This window comes from Janthinobacterium sp. BJB304, from assembly GCF_002735765.1.
Lineage (GTDB): Bacteria > Pseudomonadota > Gammaproteobacteria > Burkholderiales > Burkholderiaceae_D > Janthinobacterium.
Window position 1 is genome coordinate 189,071 of record NZ_PDZN01000003.1, and the last position, 24,418, is coordinate 213,488.

Annotated in this window: 23 protein-coding genes; 12 read left to right on the top strand and 11 right to left on the bottom strand. The window is 62.8% G+C overall.

Annotated features, from left to right (window positions below):
* The first annotated feature begins 112 nt into the window (after positions 1-112).
* Complete coding sequence (locus tag CSQ95_RS04895) at positions 113-1,543, top strand: coniferyl aldehyde dehydrogenase (protein WP_099408709.1); 1,431 nt, start codon at positions 113-115, stop codon at positions 1,541-1,543.
* Here CSQ95_RS04895 and CSQ95_RS04900 read toward each other — a convergent pair whose 3' ends face one another.
* Entirely contained in the window at positions 1,544-2,149 is a 606-nt protein-coding gene (locus CSQ95_RS04900) for a LysE/ArgO family amino acid transporter (RefSeq protein WP_070312363.1), read from the bottom strand.
* A 204-nt stretch (positions 2,150-2,353) separates the two neighbouring features.
* Here CSQ95_RS04900 and CSQ95_RS04905 point away from each other — a divergent pair, with 204 nt between their 5' ends.
* Both CSQ95_RS04905 and CSQ95_RS04910 read left to right on the top strand, forming a co-directional pair.
* On the top strand, positions 2,354-3,244 hold the full coding sequence (locus CSQ95_RS04905; protein WP_035817600.1) for a LysR family transcriptional regulator ArgP: 891 nt from the start codon (positions 2,354-2,356) through the stop codon (positions 3,242-3,244).
* Positions 3,245-3,349: 105 nt separating this feature from the next.
* The gene (locus CSQ95_RS04910) at positions 3,350-4,372 is read left to right on the top strand and encodes an alpha/beta hydrolase (protein ID WP_099408710.1); all 1,023 of its coding nucleotides are present in this window, start codon (positions 3,350-3,352) and stop codon (positions 4,370-4,372) included.
* A gap of 106 nt (positions 4,373-4,478) precedes the next feature.
* Here the strand turns inward: CSQ95_RS04910 and CSQ95_RS04915 are convergent, their stop codons facing one another.
* From CSQ95_RS04915 to CSQ95_RS04945, 7 genes are all read right to left on the bottom strand, one after another.
* A complete protein-coding gene (locus CSQ95_RS04915) occupies positions 4,479-5,117 on the bottom strand; it encodes a phasin family protein (protein WP_099408711.1) in 639 nt (212 codons plus the stop codon).
* A gap of 279 nt (positions 5,118-5,396) precedes the next feature.
* Entirely contained in the window at positions 5,397-5,732 is a 336-nt protein-coding gene (locus tag CSQ95_RS04920) for a hypothetical protein (RefSeq protein ID WP_099408712.1), read from the bottom strand.
* Between the two features lie 27 nt (positions 5,733-5,759).
* Positions 5,760-6,131, bottom strand: coding sequence for a VOC family protein (locus CSQ95_RS04925; protein ID WP_218963578.1), 372 nt, complete (start codon positions 6,129-6,131; stop codon positions 5,760-5,762).
* Positions 6,132-6,202: 71 nt separating this feature from the next.
* Positions 6,203-6,808 carry a pyridoxamine 5'-phosphate oxidase family protein gene (locus CSQ95_RS04930; RefSeq protein WP_099408713.1) on the bottom strand — a complete coding sequence of 202 codons (606 nt, stop codon included), beginning with the start codon at positions 6,806-6,808 and terminating at the stop codon, positions 6,203-6,205.
* An 11-nt stretch (positions 6,809-6,819) separates the two neighbouring features.
* Complete coding sequence (locus CSQ95_RS04935; protein WP_099408714.1) at positions 6,820-8,097, bottom strand: YncE family protein; 1,278 nt, start codon at positions 8,095-8,097, stop codon at positions 6,820-6,822.
* A 57-nt stretch (positions 8,098-8,154) separates the two neighbouring features.
* Complete coding sequence (locus CSQ95_RS04940; RefSeq protein ID WP_099408715.1) at positions 8,155-8,925, bottom strand: creatininase family protein; 771 nt, start codon at positions 8,923-8,925, stop codon at positions 8,155-8,157.
* 272 nt (positions 8,926-9,197) lie between these two features.
* Positions 9,198-9,662, bottom strand: coding sequence for an SRPBCC family protein (locus CSQ95_RS04945; protein ID WP_099408716.1), 465 nt, complete (start codon positions 9,660-9,662; stop codon positions 9,198-9,200).
* Positions 9,663-9,878: 216 nt separating this feature from the next.
* Between CSQ95_RS04945 and CSQ95_RS04950 the strand changes: the two genes are divergently transcribed.
* The 4 genes from CSQ95_RS04950 (at position 9,879) to CSQ95_RS04955 (ending at position 12,467) form a co-directional block, all read left to right on the top strand.
* Positions 9,879-10,298, top strand: coding sequence for a hypothetical protein (locus CSQ95_RS04950; RefSeq protein ID WP_070218265.1), 420 nt, complete (start codon positions 9,879-9,881; stop codon positions 10,296-10,298).
* 432 nt (positions 10,299-10,730) lie between these two features.
* Positions 10,731-10,988: a hypothetical protein gene (locus CSQ95_RS29000; RefSeq protein WP_143449904.1), complete on the top strand. Its 258-nt coding sequence runs from the start codon at positions 10,731-10,733 to the stop codon at positions 10,986-10,988.
* A 229-nt stretch (positions 10,989-11,217) separates the two neighbouring features.
* Positions 11,218-11,832, top strand: coding sequence for a hypothetical protein (locus CSQ95_RS29005; protein ID WP_143449905.1), 615 nt, complete (start codon positions 11,218-11,220; stop codon positions 11,830-11,832).
* Positions 11,833-11,909: 77 nt separating this feature from the next.
* The gene (locus CSQ95_RS04955) at positions 11,910-12,467 is read left to right on the top strand and encodes a hypothetical protein (protein ID WP_099408717.1); all 558 of its coding nucleotides are present in this window, start codon (positions 11,910-11,912) and stop codon (positions 12,465-12,467) included.
* Positions 12,468-12,692: 225 nt separating this feature from the next.
* Here the strand turns inward: CSQ95_RS04955 and CSQ95_RS04960 are convergent, their stop codons facing one another.
* The 3 genes from CSQ95_RS04960 to CSQ95_RS04970 form a co-directional block, all read right to left on the bottom strand.
* A complete protein-coding gene (locus CSQ95_RS04960) occupies positions 12,693-14,339 on the bottom strand; it encodes a methyl-accepting chemotaxis protein (RefSeq protein ID WP_099408718.1) in 1,647 nt (548 codons plus the stop codon).
* Positions 14,340-14,431: 92 nt separating this feature from the next.
* On the bottom strand, positions 14,432-15,553 hold the full coding sequence (locus tag CSQ95_RS04965) for a patatin-like phospholipase family protein (protein WP_373631368.1): 1,122 nt from the start codon (positions 15,551-15,553) through the stop codon (positions 14,432-14,434).
* 312 nt (positions 15,554-15,865) lie between these two features.
* The gene (locus CSQ95_RS04970; protein WP_099408719.1) at positions 15,866-16,792 is read right to left on the bottom strand and encodes a LysR family transcriptional regulator; all 927 of its coding nucleotides are present in this window, start codon (positions 16,790-16,792) and stop codon (positions 15,866-15,868) included.
* A gap of 107 nt (positions 16,793-16,899) precedes the next feature.
* Here CSQ95_RS04970 and CSQ95_RS04975 point away from each other — a divergent pair, with 107 nt between their 5' ends.
* The 5 genes from CSQ95_RS04975 to CSQ95_RS04995 all read left to right on the top strand — a co-directional run bounded on the left by CSQ95_RS04975 (position 16,900) and on the right by CSQ95_RS04995 (position 24,318).
* On the top strand, positions 16,900-18,459 hold the full coding sequence (locus tag CSQ95_RS04975; RefSeq protein ID WP_099408720.1) for an MFS transporter: 1,560 nt from the start codon (positions 16,900-16,902) through the stop codon (positions 18,457-18,459).
* A 220-nt stretch (positions 18,460-18,679) separates the two neighbouring features.
* Positions 18,680-19,897 (top strand): carbohydrate porin, encoded by a 1,218-nt coding sequence (locus tag CSQ95_RS04980; RefSeq protein WP_099408721.1) that lies wholly within the window; start codon positions 18,680-18,682, stop codon positions 19,895-19,897.
* A 299-nt stretch (positions 19,898-20,196) separates the two neighbouring features.
* Entirely contained in the window at positions 20,197-21,210 is a 1,014-nt protein-coding gene (locus tag CSQ95_RS04985) for a substrate-binding domain-containing protein (RefSeq protein ID WP_070218272.1), read from the top strand.
* A 300-nt stretch (positions 21,211-21,510) separates the two neighbouring features.
* Complete coding sequence (locus CSQ95_RS04990; protein WP_099408722.1) at positions 21,511-23,148, top strand: alpha-amylase family glycosyl hydrolase; 1,638 nt, start codon at positions 21,511-21,513, stop codon at positions 23,146-23,148.
* Between the two features lie 84 nt (positions 23,149-23,232).
* Positions 23,233-24,318 carry an ABC transporter ATP-binding protein gene (locus CSQ95_RS04995; protein ID WP_070311949.1) on the top strand — a complete coding sequence of 362 codons (1,086 nt, stop codon included), beginning with the start codon at positions 23,233-23,235 and terminating at the stop codon, positions 24,316-24,318.
* Positions 24,319-24,418: the final 100 nt, after the last annotated feature.

Consider the following 24,418-nt stretch of genomic DNA (forward strand, 5'->3'; position numbering starts at 1 on the left):
CATTTTACGGGGTATCGTGCAGCAGCGTCGGCTCGCTGGCGGCACATTTGCCAATACTCGCCTATAGTGCGCTGGAACGGCGCGCGTATTGCCCGGCCGGCCAAGGAGCAACATGCCTGATGTCGCAAACAACATGGAACTGAAGCACGCCGAACTCGCTGCCGCCCTGGCCTTGCAGCGCGCCGCCTGTCTGGCCCACCCCGCGCCGACCCTGGCCGAGCGCAAGCGCGACCTGCAAACCCTGCAGCGCTACCTGCGCGACCACAAACAAGCGCTGTGCGCGGCGATCAGCGCCGATTATGGCAACCGCTCCCACCACGAAACCTTGCTGGCGGAGATATTCCCCGCCATCGACGGCATCGACCACGTACTGAAAAAGTTGAAAAAGTGGATGACACCGCAGCGCCGCAGCGTGGACTGGCGCAATTTTCCGGGCGCCCGCAACCGCGTGCTGCCCCAGCCCTTGGGCGTGGTAGGCGTCATCGTGCCGTGGAATTTCCCCGTCAACCTGAGTCTGGTGCCTCTGACTTACATTTTTGCCGCCGGCAACCGCGCCATGGTCAAGATGAGCGAGAACTCGCGCCACCTGGCGCGGCTGCTGATGGAGACCATGCCCGCCTATTTCCCGCCGGAAAAGCTGCAGTTTGTTGACGAAACGGGCGGCGTGGGCATGGCGTTTTCGCAACTGCCGTTCGACCATCTGCTATTTACGGGTTCCGGCCAGACGGGCCGGGCCGTCATGGCGGCGGCCGCACGCAATCTGTGCCCCGTCACGCTGGAGTTGGGCGGCAAGGCGCCGGCCATCGTCTGCGCCGATTTCGACGTGCGCACGGCTGCCGAGCGCATCCTGTTCGTCAAGTACCTGAATGCGGGGCAAATCTGCACCAGCGTCGACCACGCCTGGCTGCCCGAGGCCGCCATCGCCGCCTTCGTCGAGCATGCGCGCCGGATCGTGCCCACGCGCTACCCGCGGCTGGACACGCCCGACTACACCTCCATCATCGACGAGGCCGCCTTTGAGCGCCTGCTGCAGGCCCTGGATGAAGCGCGGGAACGGGGCGCGCAAGTGATTTCGCTGCTGCCGGGGCCAGCGTATGACCGGGCCACGCGCAAGATCGCGCCGCACATCGTGCTCGACGCGCCCGAAGATTGCCTGCTGCTGACGCGGGAAATCTTCGGCCCCATCCTGCCCCTGCGCGGCTATGCGAAGCTGGAGACCGTAGTCGCCAGCATCAACGGGGGACCGCGCCCGCTGGCCATCTATCCGTTCAGCAACGACAAGCAGACTGTGCAGATGCTGATCGACACGGTGATGTCGGGCGGCGTGTCCGTCAACGACGCGCTGTTCCACGTGGGCCAGCATGATCTACCCTTCGGCGGCGTGGGCGAGTCCGGCATGGGCCACTACCACGGCGTCGAAGGTTTTCACACATTCAGCAAGCTGCGGCCCGTGTTCTACCAGGCGCGCTACAGCCCTTTGACGCTGCTGCGGCCGCCATACGGCAAGCTGGCCAGCCGCGTATTGAACTTCCTGACCCGCTGATTACAGGAACAGCGAGGCGGCGATGGCCCACATGACGAGGGCGATAATGCCGTCGAGCACGCGCCATGCCATGGGCTTGGCAAACACGGGCGCCAGGTAGCGGGCGCCAAAGCCCAGCAGGAAGAACCACAGGGCCGAGGCCATGATGGCGCCGCCGGCGAAGTAAAAGCGTCCCACGCCTTCATGCTGGCCGCCGATCGAGCCAAGCAAAATCACCGTATCGAGGAAGGCGTGCGGGTTCAGCAAGCTGAACGCCAGCGCCGCGCCGATCACGGCCCAATAGCCTTCGGGCGCCTTGGCGGCCGATACCGTCATGGCCGTCGGGCGCCAGGCCGATTTGGCCGCGCGCAAGCCGTAGGCGATCAGGAAGGTGGCGCCGCCCGCCTTGGCCCACAGCAGGAAATTGGGATTGTCGGCGATGAAGGTGCCCATGCCCGCCACGCCGGCCGTGATCAGGATGGCGTCGCACAACAAACATACAAGAATGCAGGTGAGCACGTAGTGACGCTTCAAGCCCTGCTTGAGCAAGAAGGCGTTTTGCGTGCCGATGGCCACGATCAGGCTCGCGCCGAGCCCCATGCCTTTCAAGAAAATTGCGCTGTCCATATCGATTCCTTTCCATTGCTTTCCATCACGCGCACGGCCGCCCACGCTCTGCCGGCAACGGCAAAGTCATCAGAGGTAGGTGGAGGGTGGTGCGGTACCAGGGGGACCGCGCGGGAGAGTGGAGTTGTTACCCTATTTCAACAGTGTAAAGAAAAAGTAAATATAAGTATAATGAATGATTCTAAACATATATAAGAGAAACTTATGCGCGTCGTCGATTACCGTGGATTGGCCGCCCTCGACGCCGTGATCGGCCTGGGCAGCTTTGAAAAGGCCGCGCAGGCGCTGGCGATCAGCCAGCCGGCCGTGTCGCAGCGCATCCGCACCCTGGAAAACCTGGAAGGCACGTTATTGATCATCCGCAGCCACCCGCCCCTGCCGACGGAAGCGGGCCAGCGCCTGATCGCCCATTACCGGCAAGTCAAGCTGCTCGAAGCGGCGCTCGACGCCCAGCCCGGCCCCACGACGCAATTGCCGGCACTGGCCATCGCCGTCAACGCCGACAGCGCCGCCACGTGGATCCCGGAAGCGCTGGGGCCGCTGCTGTCGCCGCCGTCCTGCCTGCTCGATATCCGCCTCGACGACCAGGACCATACCCTGAGCCAGCTGCGCGAAGGACGCGTGTTTGCCTGCGTCACCAGCGCCAACGACCTGGTGGCCGGCACCACGGCCACGCCGCTGGGCGGCATGCGCTACCTGTGCGTGGCGTCCCCCGCATTCGCGCAGCAGTGGTTTCCGCATGGATTTACGGTGGAAGCCGTCAGCCAGGCGCCCGCCATCACCTTTGGCAGCAAGGATGCGCTGCACGAGCGCTATCTGCAGCACCGCCTCGGCTACACGGGCCGCTATCCGCACCATGTGCTCGGTTCGGCGCGCGACTTCGTACGCTTCATCGAAGCGGGCTATGCTTATGGCATGGTGCCCTTGCTGCAGGCGGAAACGGCGCTGGCCGCCGGCAGGCTCGTCGACGTGGCGGCCGGACAGGCGCTCGACGTGCCCCTGACCTGGCATGCCTGGGATATCCAGACCCCCCTCACGCGCACCCTGTCGGACGCCGTCATCGCCACGGCGCGCAAATGGCTGTTACAGGATTGATAGACGCATGCGACAGTTATCTATGATAAAGAGCAACATCCCCATGTGCGCCCTGCCCAGCCTGGCCTACACTGCAAGCATCATCCACAAGAATCAGGAGCCCGCATGACGATCCTGCGCACCACCCTGCTCGGTTTGCTGGCGGCCATCCCGCTCGCTGCCGGCCTGGCTGCCTGCTCGCCCTTGACCGCCATCAATGCCTTGTCATCCGGCAGCACCTCGCAAGTGACGCGCGGCCTGGCCTACGGCCCCCTGCCACGGCAGAAACTCGATGTGTACGCGCCCAAGACCCGCACGGGACCCGTGCCCGTGGTGGTATTCTTTTATGGCGGCAACTGGACGACGGGCGAGCGCGCCGACTATGCCTTCGTCGGCCACGCGCTCGCGGCGCGCGGCTACCTGGCCGTGATCGCCGACTACCGGCTGTATCCGGACGTGCATTACCCCGAGATATTGCAGGATGCGGCCCGCGCCGTGGCCTGGGCCGCGATGGAATCGAGCCGCCATGGCGGCGACCCGACGCGTTTGTTTGTCATGGGCCATAGCGCCGGCGCCTACAATGCGGCCATGCTGGCGCTCGACGCCAGCCTGCTGGCGCGCCATGGCATGCGTCCGCACGACTTGCGGGGCTGGATAGGCCTGGCCGGCCCCTATGATTTCCTGCCGATCGAAAACACCATCACCCGGCCCGTGTTCTTTTACCCGGACACGCCCGCCGCTTCGCAGCCCATTCACCACGTGACGGCCGACGCCCCGCCCGCCCTGTTGATCGCTCCAAGGCCCGGCAAGGACAAGCTGGTCGATCCACAACGCAACACGGGCGGCCTGGCCAGCGCCTTGCGCGCGCTGCACCGGTCCGTGACGGAAACCTATTTCGACCATGTGGGCCACGCCACCCTGGTCGCCACGCTGGCCACCCCGTTGCGCAGGCTGGCGCCCACGCTGGACGCCGTCAGCGCCTTCATCGATGCGAACAGTGGCGCCGGCAACGCGGTCTCGTCAGCGGTCTTGCCCGCAGTCGTGTCAGATACCGGCTCGCCGGCAGGCCCAGCCTTGCCGCCCCGCTCACCTGGCTCAGGCACGTCAGCCCCGGAGCTGCACGCATACGACAAAACGCCCGCCCCGTGAAGGGCGGGCGCTCTGCCCAAACCAATACGCACAATGCCGCGTGCCGGCTGGCCGCATAGCAAGGCTCGGCCCTCGCGATGCGGCTCAGCTGCAAGCAGCTTCGTACTTACTCTTTACGGCTGGCGCTGCTGCTCTTGCTTTGAGCGGAGCCCGCTTGCGATGCGCTGCCGCTGGCCGAGCTTTCGCTGCCGGACGACTGCTGGCTGCCCTGGTGGCTGGCGCTTTGCAGGCTTTGACCGTCACGGCTTTGCGCACCACGCTGCTGGTCGCGGTTAGCGCCGTTTTGCTGATAGGCCTGGAACGGTTCGGCCATGCGCTGCATGGCTTCCTGCTGCTTGCGCACGTTTTTCTCCGTTTCTTCCGAAGCGGTGCGGGCCACTTCTTCAGCCAGGGCCTTGGCGGTACGGCTCGTTTCATTCACATGACGCTCTGCCACATTGGCCAGCTCGACCTGCGTATCGGCAGCCAGGCGCGACACCTGTTGCTGATACTTGCGCAGTTGCTCGGCGGCTGGCTGGCCCGAGGCGGCGGCCACCTGGAACATATCTTCGGCGCGCTCGACCGTCAACAGGTTCTGGCTGGTGACCGTGCTTTCTTCCAGCAAGCCTTGCGCCAGTTGCATGTTCAGGTCACTGAAATGCTGCATCGATTGAAACAGCGACTTCGACAGGCCATTGAAGAAAGCCAGCTGCGCTTCCAGGTGATTTTTGGCGGCGGGGGTAACACTACGGGAATATGGATACATGGAGTTCCTCATTAATAGCGGTTGGGTGGACATAAACAGATGGCGACACCACCGGCTGTCGAACGGTGAGACAGACAGCAGGGCTACGCCACGAAACGCGAAAAAACATATCCGATTGGTGGGAAGATGCTTTGCAACGCGAGTCCCAAGGCTACGTGAGCACCGCAGGTGAGGCATGATCTGGATCAAAGGTGCGCTAGGCTGCGCAAAAAGTCTGGGCTGGACGGCTTGCTCTTGGCAAACGTCAGTAACGGAAAGGAAAATCTGTGTCAGGCAAGCTCAGCCAGCGGCACCCGTGCCCGGCACGACGGGCCTGTAGCCATGGCTGCGCAGCGACGCTTCCAGCCAGCGGTTGCCGTACCAGCCGCGCGCCAGCAGATAACTGAGTTCCGCGCCGGCCATCAGCAGCATCATCGGGCCGATGCGCATTTCGGTGGCGAGATGGCTGCCAAACCACAGGCACGCATCCATCGCCAACATGAGCAGCACCAGCCACCAGCGGCGCTTGGCGACGGCCCAGAACGAGCCCAGGAACAGGGCCGGCCAGGAGAAACCCGCCTTGACGTAGGCATAGCGGCCGGCATCATCGGCAAACAGGGTGGCGCTGTGCTTCATGCTGCTCTCTTCAGGTAATGCCCGGCATCAAGGCTCGGGACGGTGGCAGACGGCTTCGACATTGTGGCCATCGGGCCCCAGCACGAAAGCGCCATAGTAATTCGGGTGATAGATGGCGCGGATGCCGGGCGCGCCATTGTCTTTGCCGCCCGCTTCCAGCGCGGCCTTGTAGAACGCGTCCACCTGGGCGCGGTTGTCCGCCGCGAAGGCGAGATGCATGCCGGCATGCGCCGCACCGCCCACGCCGAACCAGAAATCGGGCTTGCCATCTTTACCCATGCCAATCCAGCCCTGCTCTTCCATCACCACCGAGACGCCCAGGGGCGCCAGGGCGGCGGAAAAGAAAGCCTTGCTGGCCTGTGCATCGCTGACAGTCAAACCGATGTGATCAAGAATCATGATGGCGCTCCTTGCAGGTAGTGGGAAAGGAAGCGCAGTATGCGCCAGCATTGCCTTTTAAGCAAGCAAAGCTACAGATCCTGCGCGTAGCGGGCAAGCATCTGCTCCTGTGTTTCCAGCGGGCCAATACTTCCCGTCTGGTCCCCGATCATCCGGCCCATCGTCGGCAAGACGGAGCGTTCGACCTGGGCCGTGCTATCCCACAGGCGCGCACGCATCAAGGCCTTGGCGCAGTGCAAATAAGCTTCGGCCACGCGCAGGCGCATGAGCAGGCGCGGCGGGTTGCGCTCGCCGGCAAAATACGCCAGCAGCGCCGCATCGTCGCTGAGGCTGGCCTCGCCATTCACGCGCAAGGTTTCATCGACGCCGGGAATCATGAACAGCAGTCCCGCCTTGCCCGTCTCGGCAATATTGCTGAAACTGTCCAGGCGGTTATTGCCCTTGGCATCGGGCAGCAGCAGAGTATGGGCATCGAGCACGTGCACGAAACCGGGCGCACCGCCGCGCGGCGAGGCGTCGAGCTGGCCGCCAGCCCCGCCCGTGGCCAGCACGACGAACGGCGACAGCCCGATGAAGGCGATGCAATGCGGATCGAGGTGGTCGAGCTGCTTGCTCAGCGCCCGCCCCTGCGCGGGCGGATAATGCGCGCGCAGTTGCTCCAGCGAATCGATTTCCATGCGTTCCACGCTTAGCGCAGATTGCCCGTATGACCCAGCGAATAGCGGCCCGGCTGCGGCCAGACGGTCAGGCCGTGCGGTTCCTGGCCGACTTTCACTTTGGACACGTCGCCGCTGTTCGTATCGATGCGGTACACCACGTCGTCGAAACGGCCGGACAGCCACAGATACTTGCCGTCGGCGCTCACGTTGCCCATGTCGGGGCTGCCGCCGCCGGGAATCGGCCAGTTCGACACGACTTTTTCCGTGGCGAAATCGATCACGCTGACGCTGCCCTTGCCCTTCGGCTTGCCGTGGATGCGGTGCGTGCCGCGGTTGGCCACGTATAACTTTTTACCGTCACGGCTCGGGTACAGGCCGTGCGCGCCCACGCCCGTCTGGATGAAGCCGATTTCCTTCAGGGTGGCGCCATCGACGATGTGCACGCCATCGGCGTCCATGTCGGCGATAAAGAATTTCTTGCCGTCCGGCGAGATGCGTATGTCTTGCGGCATGCCCTTCTTGACGCTGCAGATTTCATTCGCCGGGCCGCCCACGGGGCCGGACTCGGCAAAGCGCTTGGCCGGCATCTGCAATTTCAAGTAACCGTCGACCTTGCGGCCCACCAGGTCGATCTTGGCGATGGTGCCGTCGAATTCGCAGGTGAACATGGCGTAGCGGCCATCGTTCGAGAAATCCGCATGGTTGATGCCGCCGCACTGGGGCGTATCGATCGAATACTGCACCGCCATGGTTTTCGGATCGCGGAAATCGAGACGGTGGCGCGCTTCGGCCACGACGATAGCCGACTTGCCGTCCGGCGTGAAATACATATTGTAGGGATCATCGACGGGCACTTCCTTGCCCGGCTTGCCCGTCAAGGGGTCGACCGGCGTCAGGCTGCCCTTGTCCGTGCGCTCGGCATTGTTCGCCACCCACAGGGTGCGCAAGTCCCACGACGGCACGACGTGCTGCGGGCCGCTGCCGACCTTGAACTTGTCGACCACTTTCAGGCTGTCCTGGTCGATCACGTAAACGTCGTTCGAGCGCAAATTGGGCACGTAGACCCGGCGCAGGTGATCCTTGACGACGGGACTCATATTGCTGCTGGCGATGCTGCCATACACGTTTTTCGGGTCCACCAGCGGCGGCATGCCCGGCAGCGGCGAATAGGTTGCCGCCGGCGCCGCAGCGACAGCGGCCGGGGCCGGCGTGCTGGCGCCGATGACCTGGCTGGCCACGCCCAGGCCGGCCAGTGCGGCAGCCAGGGCGGACAAGGTGACGATGGTGCGTCGTTGAGATTTTTTCATGTTTTTTCGCGTCGTTTCGTTGCAAAAGCCGGAAGTTCAGCACTCCCAGCGGAAGATTTACTTATTTCGTTGCAGCAATTGCTTGATGGCGGCCACCGAGGTGTCCACCTGCAGCTTGATACCGATCTGGCCCAGCTCCTTTGTTGCCCGCGTCGCGTCGCCGCGCACGCCGTCCGCCACACCCGGCTTCGCTCCGTGGGCCATGGCCTCGCTGCGCACGAGCGACGGGTCCGTCGCCAGCATCAAGGCCGCGTCCGCCAATCCCGCATGCAGGCCAATCTCGGCGCTGCTGTGGCCGCGCTTCTGCAATTCGGCAATATAGGCCGATTGCGTGATGTCATAGTAATCGAGCAAGGCGTAGGCGCGCGCGTCCTTGCCCGCAGGTGTCTTGCCCCAGGCGCGGTTGAGTTTATTCGCCACGTTCTGCTCGTTCTTCTGGTAGCCACCGTGATCGCCAAGGAAAATGATGTCGCGGAAGCCATGCTGACGCAGGCTGGCGGCGGCCCCTTCCAGAAGGGCTTCGAAGGCGGCCGGCGGTATCGAAATCGTGCCGGCAAAGCGCATATGGCCGGCCGGCGGCGAAATCGCGCCTTCCGGCACGTAGGAAACGACGGGGGCGACGATGGTGTTACCCAGCTGCTGTGCGATCTGGCGCGCCAGCAAGCCGGCGCGCACATTGTGCTTGCCCAGCGCGATATACGGCCCGCTCTGCTCGACGCCGCCGATCGGCACGAGCACGGTGGTGGCGCCGTGGTCGATACGGCTGCGCAACTCCGTGCTGGTCAGCTCTTCCAGCATGACGCTGCTACCGGCAGGAGCGGCAGCCATGACGGGTGCCGTGACCAGCAGAGCCGAAAACGTCAGGACGAACAGGGAAACGAGGGGCTTGCGTGAAATACGGAGCGTGGATGGCGCGCAAGGCGCCGGTCGCTGGGGGAACTGCAGAGTCATAAGCCAACATCTTTCCGAGGTCAAAGGCGCCGTGCCCGGCCTTGCCAGGCAAGCTGGCCGCCACGCAGGAATTGTATTCCATCATGACGGGAAGGGCACGTTAATTTGACGCGGTGCTTTGCAAGGAATTGACCAAGAGAAACTATCTGTCAGGCAGTGGTCGCCTTCGCCCTGCCCGCCTCGCCATCATGGAGGGTTTCGTTGCGTTTCTCGGCATAGGCCTTGAGCGAGCGCATCGTTTTGGGTAGCCCTTGCCGGACTTGCCTGGCAACGCCTGGCCCGAACAGAAAGGCAAGCGCACCAGTGAACCACACGCGGTGAACGACTTCCGATCCGCCATTGACGGCGGCAACCGTGTGCTCGAAGTGGATGCGGAACAGGGGGATGTGGCCCTCGACGGTGAACGAGCGGCCGGCCGTGCGCTCCGTGACCAGCAGCGGAATGCCCATCCCCTTGCTGGGAACGATCCTGCCATGCGTGCCCACCGCGAACGGCCCATTGAGCCGGGCTTGCTTTGTATCCGGATCCCACAGGTGCCATCGGTCGACTTCGCTCCAGATTTGATCGATGACCATGGGCGGGACGGCTATGTGGATGCTCTCTTCGATTTGCATCAATGGGGATTCTCCCTATTCATATCAATATCATTGCAATATCATTGAATTCTGGCGGTACTTGCCACAGGCAGAGCCGGGCCATGACGAGCCAGGCTGAACCGGCATGCCATTGAGCAGGCGCGCACCTGATAAAAAAATGACAATGCATGCATTTACACCTGGGCACGATGCTATCCTAAAAACGCTGACCGTGAGCACCTTGAATATTGAGAAATGATGAAAGCAACACACTGGAGGGTTGAAGAGCTAAAGCATCACGTAGCGGATATCATTTGGCTTGATGCCGAGGGGGCTCGCCGTGCCTATGATGTAGTGCGCCTTCATGATTCGAAGACGCATCCCGGCCTGGACGTTAACACCGTTGGCTCCATCGAACGGTTCGCATTCGGCGATGATGTGGCCAGCGCGACCAGATGGTTACGTGCCCGTATGCAGGGAAGTCAGCAGGTCGTAGTTGTGTTTGGAGAAGACGAATGCTTCGTATGCAGCAGTGTGTTCCTGGTCGATAATTGGTCGGATATTTTTGTCCCTTCGCGTGACGACGCGATGGTCTATTCGAACGACACGCCGTGCATCCTGTTTCATTGCCATGAGAATGCATTCGAGGTGGGGCAGCGACTTGTCTTTGATTAAGAAGCGGGTCCGGCCAGGAGCCAACAACCAGGACGATGTCCGGTCCCGAATTGCACCGCCAAGATGAGCCTGCTATCATCGCCTGCATGCAACGCAACTATGATCGGAGTTCACAGTGACGGCATACATCCCCGCTTTGATCTGGCTGCTTTCAGCAGTGGCTTGCCACCTGATTGCCACACGACGCCTTCTGAAAAGAACTGCGGTCAGGGACATGATAGTCGCTCTGACAGGCCCGTTTGCCATCCCCTGGCGTCTCATCGCAAAGCCCGAAAAAACCTAAGCACGCGAGCACCCGCAGGTCCGGGCTGAACGTCGGCAGTGGGGCGAAAACTGCTGGCGACGGCAGCCGGCCAGGCGCAGCGGTCGCGCTTTTAACTCTTCCTTCAGCCGAGCTTAGCTGCGCCGCTGATCATTTATATTAGGCTGCTCGTGAGAACAAATTTTCATTGCGCCTCGATCGAAGATTATGGCAACGGCCAGTTAGCAATTGTTCGAGGCTCATTATCGTCAGGAACTGTTTCCCCAGGGATGTCGCTTCAGATTGGATTGAGCGGCACATTCGGCATGACGGTTCCAATCACCGACATACTCGATTCCGGCGAGCTGTTGATTGACTGCGACGATCAGGAGGGCGTGGAGATGCTCCTTGCATTTGATGTGGCGAACGAAGATCTCGACCTTGGGTAGAATTCAATATCGTCAAGCCTGCGTTCAGATGTCCGTTTTGGGGCTGAACCTGCCGACGACTGCAACCGGCCACAAGCGGTCATTCGCGGCAGCGTGACAATTTGTGAGTTTTTCTGCTTAGCAATCCACTATGCTCTGGTGCCGCTACCGGCCACATGCGGACCTTGCCGCCCCTTACTCATAGAACCTTACTTTAAAATCGCACTACCAGATTCATCGTTGAGGAAGAATGGCCACGAACGATATAAATCGCCTGATAGCAAATGCTGCAAAGTCTACGCTCAGGCCGTTGGGCTGCAAACAAAAGGGCACATCGCGAACATGGCTCGATTGTCATCCGCTATGGGTTGGCGTAATAGAGTTCCAACCCCACTCATGGTCCAATGGAAGTTTTCTGAATGCAGGTGCTTGTTGGCTCTGGTATGAAAAGGACTATTTTTCGTTCGACGAGGGTTATCGCGTTGAAGCATTCAAGCGATTTGAAAATGATGAGCAGTTTACCGAGGCGGCGGTCGCTCTCGCAATGCGTGCCCATGATGAGGTCCTGAAGCTGCGTGCGCGATTTTCCTCACTGGAGCGAATTGCGGCGCATTTGAAGACGAAGGATTTCTCCGATATATGGTGTAACTATCATGCCGCCATAGCGGCGACGCTTACCAACGATTTTGCACATGCAACTAAACGCTTCGTAGCGGTAGCTGAATCGCCCGAGGCGTACCCGTGGGCCATAGAGCTGAAGGACCGCTCATCAAAGTTACAGGCACTTGCGGCCAATCCAGCTCAATTTCTTGACGCGATAAGCCGGATTGTCGAGTCCTCAAGGACGCGATTGAGGCTATCATAGAGCGATTGTTGACCGCGTTCGGCCACAAGCGGACCTTTAAATGCAGCCAGCACCTAGCGCGAAATGACTCTCAACTAATGATCAAGCTTACGGATTTACAAAGTTTTCGCGCAGTTGTTGACGACCTTGCACAGGCCTATGATTTCGACATCGACCGCGCTTCCCGGGACTATTCGTGGATAAGAATCACTCCGGAACACAGGTTTCTTGTGATCGCAGGCGAAAGCACGGGCGGCGCATTTCTCGCGTACGGCGACGGCGACTTCGACCAAATGCCAATACTTTATGTAACGTCCGAAGGCCAGGCGGGTAAGGTCGCTTCCAACCTCAGTGAATGGCTCGCCATCGTTGTAGCAGTACCTTACTGGCAAGACTTGCTCCATTTTTCGGGCGGTGGCGACCTAGCAGAGATGCGAAGAACAGCTGAACTTGTAAACGGAAGATATGCAGAAGAAGAAGTCGCCAACAGTGCGAGGACGCATTTGATGAAGGTCCTGACTATGCAAGAGATTTCGGATCCCATCGCGGTTTTTCATCGCAACGTTGCTGCCACCGATTGCACCGTTGTTGCTGCGGATGGCTGGCGGTACGAGTCACTTTTCAATAAGTTCAGATCGGACGACTTGCGTAGCTGAAATCAGTTGGGCAGCAGTGATCGTCCGGTTTGGGGCGTAAGCGGACTCACGCGCCCGAAAATGAGACAGGCACCCGGACTGGCGCAGAGCCGGGTGCCCCCCCTCCTTCCGCCCTGCCCGCCCGAGCAACTTGACGACCCTCGCCACAGGCGCAGCACGTCAACGCTCGCGTACCGGACGGTTGCGCCGCAAAAAAAACCCGGCGTACCGGGGCAGTCACAAAGTTTAGGCGCGGGCACTGCGGCCCGGCAGCGCCAGGCGCCGGCTGGCGGCGCTTGAAGCCGGGGCCGGCAAGCCGCCCGCCACCTTCAATGATTTTTCCTTGGCATCGCCGCGCAGGCGGAATACGGCCACCACATCGACCAGTTCGACGGCGCGGTCCTGCAGCGAGGATGCGGCGGCCGCCGCCTCTTCCACCAGGGCCGCGTTTTGCTGGGTGACCTGGTCCATTTGCGAAATAGCCTGGTTCACTTGCTCGATGCCGGCGCTTTGCTCGTGGCTGGCGTTGGCGATGTCGCCCATGATGTCCGTCACGCGGCGGATGCTGGCGACGATTTCTTCCATCGTCGCGCCCGCCTGGTCGACCAGCGCGCTGCCCGTGTTGACTTTATCCACCGAGTCCTCGATCAAGCCCTTGATTTCCTTGGCAGCCGCTGCCGAACGCTGCGCCAGGTTGCGCACTTCCGTTGCCACCACGGCGAAGCCGCGGCCCTGCTCGCCCGCGCGGGCCGCTTCGACGGCCGCATTCAGCGCCAAAATGTTGGTTTGGAAGGCAATGCCGTCGATCACGCCGATAATGTCGGCGATCTTCTTCGCCGATTCATTGATCGAGCCCATCGTACCTACCACTTGCGCCACCACGGCGCCGCCCTTGCGCGCCACGTCCGAGGCGGACACGGCCAGCGAGTTCGCCTGACGCGCATTGTCCGTATTCTGGCGCACGGCCGAGGTCAGCTCTTCCAGACTGGAGGCCGTTTCTTCCAGCGACGACGCCTGCTGCTCCGTGCGCACGGACAAGTCCGCGTTGCCGGCGGAAATCTGCGCGGCCGCCACGCTGACCGTATCGGCCGAGGTGCGCACGGTGGCGATCACGCCGACTATGCGCTCCAGAAACTTGTTGAAGGCGGTGGCCGTGCGGCCCACTTCATCCATGCGCTCGACGGGCATGGCCGCGGACAGGTCCAGCGAAGCGCTGACCCGCTCCAGCGTATGTTCGATATTGCCCAGGCCGCCGCTGATGGTGCGGTAGATATGCCAGGCCAGCGCGCCCGTCAGCAGCACGGCCACGCCCAGCACGGCCAGCATGGTGTTGAATGCCGTGTCGTAGGCGGCCAGGCTTTCCGCTTTGACATCGTCGACCAGCTTGTTGTTGTAGGCGATATGGTCATCCATGCTCTTTTTCGCGGCGGCGGCCGTGATGGCCAGCGGCGTGCCGGCCAGCAAGGTGGCGCGCACGCCATCCATGTCGCCCGCGTAGGCGGCGGCAAAGAATGGCACCAGCGCGCGGCGGTACGCTTCCATGGCGGCCTGGTCGGCGTCGAGCATCTTGCTGTCCGTCGCGTCGTACAGGCGCTCGGCGCGGTAGGTGGCAATCACTTTGTCGAAATTCGTGTTGGCGTCGGCCACGGCCTTGTCCAGCGCCGTCTTGTCGGCCAGATTCGAGAACACGGACAGGCGATAGCCGGCCAGGCGCGAATCGGCCAGGAAACCCTTGGCCGCATTCAAGCCCTGGATGCTGGGAATGATGCGGTTTTGCACAGTGTCAAAGCGCTCCTGGGCGCGCTGCAGCTGGATGGCGCCGCCGGCGCCCAGCAATAGCAGGGCCAGCAAGGCGATGGTGAGGGTCAGGATTAATTGCTTGGTGATATTCATGGTGTTTCACAGTAAAAAGGTGGCCTGGCAAGGCCAGGCGGGATGAGTAGCTGCCGATCAGGTGGCCAGGACCGGTTGCAGGCGGCGCGGGCTTAGGCCGCCAGCGGAGCTGCGTCAGGCGTGCGGCGCAGCAAGTCGCCGTGCTGGCGGCAAAACGCCAGGCCCGCCTTGTGGCCCACGTCGAACAGCAGCTGCATGTTCGAGCTGGACCAGTCCAGGGTGTCGGGCCAGTGCTGCTCCGGGATGCCGCCCATCAGATCGAGTTTCAGCAGACGCCGCTTGGGCTGGCCCGTGCGCGCATCCGTGTTGTGCTCGAGCTCAAACAGGCGCAGTTCGCTCTTGGAAATTTTCACCAGCGGCGTGATGATGGAGCGCACCCAGGCGTCGTACAGGTTGCGCGGCTTGCGCAACAGGCGCTCGTCGCCGAGGATGTCGAGGATGACCAGGGTGTCGGCGTCATGGTGCTCGCCCTTGCCTTCGATAAACGGGTCGAAATTGAGCGTGTCGAGGGCCGCGCCTTCGATGTAGTCGTCGCCGTCGATGGTCGTCGGCGCATATAGGAAGGGAAACGACAGGGCCGCGCGCACGTGGATGGGCTCGATCTCGTGCTTACCCCAGATTTGCATGCGGTGCTCGCTGAGGTTGTAGGCATTGATGTAGAAATCGGGGCGCATGCGCGTCACGCCCGAGAAGTCGACGGCTTTTTCCAGGAAGGGCAAATGCGCGCACAGGCCCAGGCTTTTCGCGGACAGGTCCGATGGCGACAGCGACGACACCATCAGCTTGCCCCAGTCCGACCAGGCCGTGGGCACGCCCGCAAACGTTTGCTGGAATGCCTGAAAAAAAGGATTGTTGGCCGGCGGCTGGAAAGCGTCGCGGAAGGTGCTCGCGTGCATGCCCGGCTTCTGGAATACCTTGTAGTTGATCGGGATCATCTTGTAGATGCTGTCGGCCACGCCCGTGTCGGCCCAGCTTTGCAGGGCCTGGCGCGGCGTGGCCTCGTGCGGCGTCGTGTAAAGCAAACCCATCAGCACTCCCGCGCCGGACGCGGAAATGACGTCGAACTCGATGCCCTCATCGAGGAAAGCGGCCAGCGCGCCAGCGATCAGGGTGGAATTTGGTGCGCCGCCACCCAGCAGCAAACCCGTTTTGCGGGCCGGTTTCGCGGTCGCGGCTGGTGCCGGATCCGGCGGCGTCGTCATCACTGTCTTCATGCACACTCCCTGAACGGAACGGGGCAGTCACCCCTTAATTGTTGGTTACTACACGCTTATGGCGCCTAATCCTGCACATGTCCCGGCAACCGCCGAAGCGATTCAATGTTGCAGAAACAGATATGAAATTAACATAAATAAATTCCTTATGGCAATTTCAATAACGTATGACTGGTATTCAGGAAGGGCATAAGCTGATGCTGTGCGGCATTGCTTGATGCGGCGCAGCAAATATAAATTTAGCGGATTAGGATTAATCGCTTTGGGGTAGGAATATTCCCCAACCCGCCGCCAGCACGGGGGCCAGAGGTATCAAGCGATGGATGCAGGGTCGGGAGGGGACGCGGAAAAATGCAGGTGGGTACACAGATGGTCAACAAAGACGCGAATTTTGGGCGACAGGTGGCGGCTCGACGGCCACAGCACCCAGAACTTGCTCGAGTACAGCAAGCTGTCTGCCAGCACGGCTTGCAGTTCACCGCGCGCGATGGCGTCGCGCACGATAAAGTCAGGTAAATAGGCGAGGCCCACGCCCTGCGTGGCGGCACCGATCAAGGCTTCGATATTGTTGCAAGTCAATGCGGTCGGCAAGCGCAACTCGCCGCCGCTGTCGCCCTCGGCGCGCTGCAGCGCCCATTCCTGCAACTTGCCCGTGGTGGGGAATTTATAGCGCACGCAGGCGTGCCCTTCCAGCGCGCGCGGCGAGGCCGGCACGCCATGGCGGGCGAAGTACGCGGGAGAACCGACGATGGCAAAGGCAAACGGCCCCAGTTCGCGCGCCATCAGCCGCGAATCCGTGAGCGTTCCGCTGCGCACGGCCACGTCGACGCCTTCGGCCACCACGTCGACCAGGCGGTCGTTGAAATCGAGGTCGAGCTCGATCTCCGGGTACTGGCGCGTAAAATCGGCCAGCAGGGGCAGGATGATGCGGTAGCCGATCACGGGCAGGCTGACGCGCAGCTTGCCGCGCGGCGCCTCGGCCAGGTGCGACAGTTCCGCCTCGGCATCGCCCAGGTCGGCCAGGATGCGCTGGCAGCGCTCGTAAAACAGCGCGCCCTCGTTGCTCAGGCTGATGCGCCGCGTGCTACGGTTGAGCAGGCGCACGCCCAGCTTTTCTTCCAGCCGCGCCACGCTCTTGCCCACGGCCGAAGCCGACACGCCGAGTAGCCGCCCGGCCGCCACATAACTGGAAGTTTCCGCCGCGCGCACGAAGGCGGCAATGCCGTTCAAATTATCCATGCGACCTCAATTAGGGAATATTTGTCCGTTATGAGTGGATTTTCAGCCACTTTTTCATGGATTGCATCCATATTATCATCGGATTCCCTCTTTCTGGAATCATTCCCATGGATACGAATCACCGTGTGCAGCCTGCCTCCGCGTCCCGGCGCGCCTTCGTGCTGGCCGCCGTCTGCCTCGCTGCGCTGTGCATGCCGCTCAGTTTTACGGGGCCGGCTATCGCCATTCCCGCCATCGCCGCCGAGCTGCGCGGCACGCCGCTGGCGCTGGCCTGGATCACGAATGCCTTCATGCTCAGCTTTGGCGGCTGCCTGATGGTGGCCGGCGCGCTGGCCGACCGTTATGGCCGCAAGCGCGTGTTCTTGCTGGGCATGGCTGTGTTTTCCGCCGCCGCGCTGGCCTTGGCGGCCGCGCCCGCCATCCTGTGGCTTGACGTGCTGCGCGCCGTCCAAGGCCTGGGCTGCGCCATGGCCCTGTCGAGCGGACTGGCGGCCCTGGCACAGGAATTCGACGGCCCGGCCCGCGCGCGCGCCTTCAGCCTGATCGGCACGGCCTTCGGCGCGGGCCTGGCCTTCGGCCCCTTCCTGGCCGGCACCTTGATCACGCACACGGACTGGCGCGCCATCTTCATCGTCACGGCCGTGGCCGGCCTGGCCGCCCTGCTGGCCGCCGCGCGCGCCATGCGCGAATCGCGCGACCCGCAGGCGCAAGGCGTCGATTGGCCCGGCGCCCTGACGTTTACGGGTGCGCTCTCCCTGTTTACCTATGGCTTGCTGCAGGCGCCGCACAAAGGCTGGGCCAGCGCCGCCAGCCTGGGGCTGTTCGGTGGCGCGGCCTTGCTGCTGGCCGCGTTCATCCGCGTGGAGCGGCGCGCCGCGCGGCCCATGCTGGACTTGACCCTGTTCCGCCTGCCCGCCTTTGCAGGCGTGCAATTGCTGGCGGCCGCGCCCGCGTTTTCCTTCGTCGTGCTGCTCGTATTGCTGCCGGCCCGCTTCATCGGCATCGAAGGCTACAGCCCGCTGGAGGCGGGACGCATGATGATCGCCCTGTCCGCGCCCATGCTGGTGCTGCCGGTCCTGGCCGGCCTGGCGGCGCAACGCCTTGCCGCCGCGCACATCTGCGCCAGCGGCCTGCTGCTGGCGGCGGGCGGCTTGCTGTGGCTGTCGACCTGCGCGCCAGGCCAGTCGCCCACCAGCTTGCTGGGGCCACTGCTGCTGATCGGCTGCGGCATCAGCCTGCCCTGGGGCTTGATGGATGGCCTGGCCATCAGCGTCGTGCCCGTCGAGCGGGCCGGCATGGCGGCCGGCATCTTTAACACGACGAGGGTCGCGGGCGAAGGCCTGGCGCTGGCCATCGTCAGCGCGCTGCTGGGCACGTTTACTGTCGCGGCGCTGGGCCACGCCGACCTTGCCGGCATCGGCGCGGAACAGGCGGCGCACGCGGGCTCCTTCCTGGCGCTGGGCGAACTGCGCCATGCGGCCACCCTGCTGCCGCAGGCTGGCGCCGCCGAACTGGCGCAAGCGTACGGCACGGCCTTTCGCCACTTGCTGTATGTGCTGGCCAGCATTACCACGGCGTCTGCCCTGCTGATTCTGGTGTTCCTGCGGCATCCTGCCCTTGCCGCAACGGACCCGACCACCCTGCCCGCCTGCGACACTCCCTCCTGATCTCTTCCTGCCATACACGGCGGCGCCCACGCGCCGTCGCCCGCCTTTGATGTTTCTCCGCAACACCCACAAAGTTTCCGAACGACGCCAAGAACAAAACGAGTTTACTTATCAAAGCGCTTTGAACTATACTCAAAGCGCTTTGAGGCATAGTTAAAGCGCTTTGGTTGTGCAAAGTGATGCGCACCGATCCCACACCTATAAAAACACTGGAGACACAATGAACAAATTTTTCTTGAAAGCGTTGCCAGCGGCAGTGCTCATGGCCTTGAGCGCGTCGGCCCAGGCGGCCCTGCCGATCGACTTCGGCGGTTACATCCGCTCGGGCATCGGCACCAGCAGCGAAGGCGGCAAGGAAGCGTGTTTCGGCCTGGCCGGCGCCTCGTCCAAATATCGTCTGGGCAATGAGTGCGAAACCTACGGCGAGCTGAAATTCGGCGGCGAGGCCTTCAAGGCAGCGAACGGCACCACCTTCCGCATCAATACCCTGGTGGCGTTCTCCGTGAACCAGAACCAGGACTGGGAACAATCGGACCCGTCGTGGCGCGAAATGAACGTGGCGGCCGACAAGATCGGCACGGGCGCCTTCGCCGAAGCGCGCGCCTGGGTCGGCAAGCGCTACTACGACCGCCAGGACGTGCACATCACCGATTACTACTTCTGGAATAACAGCGGCCCTGGCGCCGGCCTGGAAAACATCGACCTGGGCGCGGCCAAGCTGGCCTACGCCATCGTGCGCACGGCCGACGACGGCGACAGCAAGCGCATGGGCCTGTCCCACGACTTGCGCTTTTCCGGCATCAAGGTCAACCCGGACGGCGAACTGACCTTGGGCCTGCAATTCAACCAGAAACGCAACGCGCAAGGCGCGGCCCCCATCGCCAGCGGCCACTTGCTGACCATCATGCATACGCAAGGCAATCTGCTGGGCGGATTCAACAAGGTGGCACTGCAGTACGGCAAAGGCAGCGCCGCCAACACGGGCGGCTTCAGCCTGGGCGCCAGCAAGGATGACAAGGTCGTGCGCCTGACGGAACAAATCATGATCCAGCCCAAAGGTTCCTGGTCGGGCATGGGTACCTTCGTCTACGAAGACAAGGAAACGGCAGGCGTGAGCAGCAAGTGGACGTCGATCGGCGCGCGCCCCGTCTACCACTTCACGGACAACTACAGCCTGGCCGTGGAACTGGGCCACGACATCGTCAAGCCGGAAGGCGGCGAAAGCCGCAACCTGACCAAGCTGACCTTCGCGCCGCAACTGTCGGCCGGCAACAGCTTCTGGTCGCGCCCCGTGCTGCGCGCCTTCTACACCTACGCCAAATGGAACAAGGCAGCCCAGTCGGCCGCCGCGGCGGAATCGGCGCTGTCGTCGACGGGCGTGTTCGGTGGCAAGACCAATGGTAGCTCGATGGGCTTCCAGGTGGAAAGCTGGTGGTAATCGCCGGCATCTAGAACGTCGGCAAGCGTCCCCGGACGCTTGCCGGTGGCAGCAACACCGCCCGCATTTCGGGGCAGGCAGTAACCGGACCCACCATTTCGCCGCTGCACGCGATGGCCGGCAGCTTCAATGTAGTGATTCAGCAGTATCCTCTTTTAGCGCGGGCGCCCCTGGGTTTGCCCGCGTATTTTTTTGGGCGCCGCCGCCGCAGGTCATACCCCTGATCATTCCGGCATTTATCAGATAAACTACCCTTCATCGCACCGCATCGCTCCCGACCCACCCCATACGCAGCATTCATGAACCTCAAAAATCTCGCCAGAACGCTAGGAATATCCGAAACCACCGTCAGCCGCGCCTTGAATGGCTATCCGGAAGTGAGCGAACGCACGCGCGAGCGGGTGCTGGCCGCCGCACAGGCGGCCGGCTACCGCCCCAATCCCATGGCGCGCAGCCTGGCCGTGGGACGCACGAACATCGTCGGCATCATCTACCCGCTGATGCCGAACGACCTGGCCGACCCCATGTTCATCGACATCGTGGGCGGCATGTCCGAAGCGCTGGAAGCGCAGCAGATGGACATGATGATCGCGCCCGCCTCGGCCACCAACGAATTCCACACGTATGAACGCATGGTCAAGGGCCGCCGCATCGATGGCTTGATCGTCGGACGCACGAAACCGTTCGACGAGCGCATCGCCTACCTGGCGCAGCAGGGCATGCCGTTCGTCGCGCATGGCCGCACGCAGCTGAACCAGCCGCATGCGTGGTTCGACTACGACAACGAAGCGGGCATGCGCCTGGCCGTCGAGCGCCTGGCGCAGCTGGGCCACCAGCGCATCGGCCTGATCAGCGCCACGCCGGACCTGAACTTCGTGCGCCAGCGCGTCGAGAGTTTCCAGCACGCCATGCAGGCGGGCGGCCTGGCCGTCGATCCCGACAACCTGGTCGACAATGCGCACGATCGCCGCGCCGGCTACCAGGCCATGCAGCGCCTGCTGGCCCGCTCGCCCCGCCCCACCGCCGTCATCGTCGATAACCACATGTCGGGCGTGGGCGCCGTGCGCGCCCTGCTCGACGCGGGCATCGCCATCGGCCGCGAAATGTCGCTGATCGTCTGGGGCGTGATGGAAGATTCCCTGGCTGGCCACAACGTCACCACCGTCGTCCAGCCCGACCCGCGCGGCGCCGGCGCGAAGATGATCCACATGCTGCTGGCCCTGATGGACGGCACGCCCGTCACCGACCTGCAGGAACTGTGGCCGTGCGAACTGTTGCCGGGCGAGTCGGCGGGACCAGTAATCCACGCCTGATTTCCCCTCGCACCGCGCAATCCGCGAAATACCGGGGTCAGTCACTGCGTGATCGGAATGCGCCCCACCGGGACGCATTCCCCCGGCGGGTCTGACCCCGGCTCTCCCGTCTTGTTGTCCTGAATCACCCTCATAAAAAAATCGTATGTCTGGCGCGTGTATCGCTTTACTTTTCAAAGCGCTTTGAACTATACTCATTTCATACCCAAAGCGCTTTGAATTTTAAAATAAGACGTTCGCCTACCAACCAGCAGCGCCGCCCTGATAGCCACGGCTACAGGCACTTTTAAGAAATCATTCATGCCGACCATCCAGAACAATCTCGCCCACCTGCCCGCCGACTGGTGGCGCAGCGCCGTCATCTACCAGGTCTATCCACGCAGCTTCCTCGACAGCAATGGCGACGGCATCGGCGACTTGCCCGGCATTACCTCCAAGCTCGATTACATCGCCGCCCTGGGCGCCGACATCGTCTGGATCTCGCCCTTCTTCACGTCGCCGATGAAAGACTTCGGCTACGACGTGGCCGACTTCTGCGACGTCGACCCCATGTTCGGCACCCTGGCCGATTTCGATCGCCTGGTGGCGCGCGCCCATGAACTGGGCCTGAAAGTGATGATCGACCAGGTGCTGTCGCACTCGTCCGACGTCCACCCGTGGTTCGTGGAAAGCCGCTCCAGCCGCGACAATCCCAAGGCCGACTGGTATGTGTGGGCCGACCAGAAACCGGACGGCACGCCGCCGAACAACTGGCTGTCCGTGTTCGGCGGTTCCGCCTGGCAATGGGAGCCGCGCCGCGGCCAGTACTACCTGCACGATTTTCTCGTCAGCCAGCCCGACCTGAACTTCCACAACCCGGCCGTGCAGCAGGCGCAGCTGGACAACCTGCGTTTCTGGCTCGAGCGCGGCGTCGACGGTTTCCGCTTCGATTCCTGCAATTTCCCCTACCACGACCAGTTGCTGCGCGACAATCCGCCCGCCGCACAGCGCGATGCGAGCAGCGTGTCGGCCATCAACCCGTACGGCATGCAGGCGCACATGTACGACAAGACGCAGCCGGAAAACATCGCCTACCTGCAGCGCGTGCGCGCCATCCTTGATGAATACCAGGCCATTTCCATCGGCGAAGTGGGCGACGACAATGCGCTGGCCACGATGGCCGCCTACACGGGCGCCGACAAGCTGCACATGGCTTACAGTTTCAACCTGCTGACGGCCGAGTTTTCCGCCGCGCATATCCGCAAGCAGGTGGAAGAATTCGAGGCGCAAGTGGCCGACGGCTGGGCTTCCTGGTCCGTGGGCAACCACGACAGCGTGCGCGTCATGACGCGCTGGGGTGGCCAGAACCCGTCGCCGTCGCTGGCCAAGGTGGTGCTGGCCGTGCAGGCGGCCTTGAAAGGCACGCCCTGCCTGTACCAGGGCGACGAGCTGGCCCTGACGGAAGCGGACATTCCTTTCGAAGCGCTGCAAGACCCGTACGGCATCCCGTTCTGGCCCCAGTTCAAGGGCCGCGATGGCTGCCGCACGCCGATGCCATGGGTGGCCGATGCGCCGCATGGCGGCTTCAGTTCGGCAAAACCCTGGCTGCCCGTGCCGCCCGAACACCTGGCGCGCGCCGTCGATGTGGAAGAAAACGATGCCGGCTCGCCGCTGCGCTTTGCGCAAAATATCCTCGCCTGGCGCCGTACCTTGCCGCAGTTGCTGCGCGGCGACATCGTCTTCTTCGATGCGCCGGAACCCGTGCTGGCCCTGCGCCGCGACTTGCCGGGACAGCCGTCCGTGCTGGCCGCCTTCAACCTGGGCACGGAGGCGGTCACCTTCACTTGGCCTGACGCGGCGCCAGCAGCCGGCCTGGCCGGTCACGGCTTGCCAGGCAGTAAAGATGGCCAGCAGATCAGCCTGCCCCCGCATGGCGGCTGGTTCGGTACCCTGGCGTAAATCGCAGGCATTGGCGGCCATGCCGCCAATTACAATAACGAGCCCCGCGCATCAGCGGGGCCAAATTGAGAGAACGAGGACGACATGGCTGGACTGAAGTTAACAGGCCTGAAGAAGGCATATGGCGACGTGCAAACCCTGCACGGCATCGACCTGGAGATCGCCGATGGCGAATTCATGGTCTTCGTGGGTCCGTCGGGTTGCGGCAAATCGACCTTGCTGCGCAGCATCTGCGGCCTGGAAGAAATCAGCGGCGGCGACTTATTCATCGGCAAGACGCGCATGAACGACGTGCCGCCCGCCAAGCGCGGCATCGCCATGGTGTTCCAGAGCTACGCCCTGTACCCGCACATGAGCGTGGCACAGAACATGGCCTTCGGCCTGAAACTGGCCGGCATGAGTAAAGTACAGATCGCCGACGCCGTGCAGCGCGCCGCGCAAATCCTGCGCATCGAACCTTTGCTCGAACGCAAACCGAAAGATTTATCGGGCGGCCAGCGCCAGCGCGTGGCCATCGGCCGCGCCATCGTGCGCAAACCCGACGTCTTCCTGTTCGACGAACCGCTGTCCAACCTGGACGCCTCCTTGCGCGTGCAGATGCGCATCGAACTGGCGAATCTGCACCGCGAATTGCGCTCGACCATGATTTACGTCACGCATGACCAGGTCGAGGCGATGACCCTGGCCGACCGCATCGTCGTGCTCAACGCGGGCCGCATCGAGCAGGTGGGTGCACCGCTGGAGTTGTACCACCATCCCGCCAACCTGTTCGTGGCCGGCTTCCTCGGTTCGCCCCGCATGAACTTCCTCAAAGGCAAGATCCACAGCTACATCGACGGCGTGGCCACCATCGCCACGAATGCGGGCGGCATGCTGCAGGCGGCGTTGACGCAGCCGCTGGCCAGCGGTATGCCCGTCACCGTCGGCGCGCGCCCCGAGCACGTGCAGGCATGCGCGCCCGGCGCCGCTGCCGCCATCACGGCCACCGTGCAAGCGGTGGAAAAACTGGGCGACATCAGCTATCTGTATGTGCACGTCCCGGGCGGCGACGAGCCGCTGGTGGTGCGTGCCGATGCGGATACGGACTGGGCGATTGGCCAGTCCGTGGCGCTGCAGGTGGCGCCCGCCCGCGTCCACGTGTTCGACGAGCACGGCCAGACCCGCACCTGATCTATCCGCTTTAGGGGCCAGGCGCTACAGGCGCCGCCTGGCCTGGTTGCATCGTTTCAGCCTTGATACTCAACATAAACTTAGCATAAAAAAAGATACT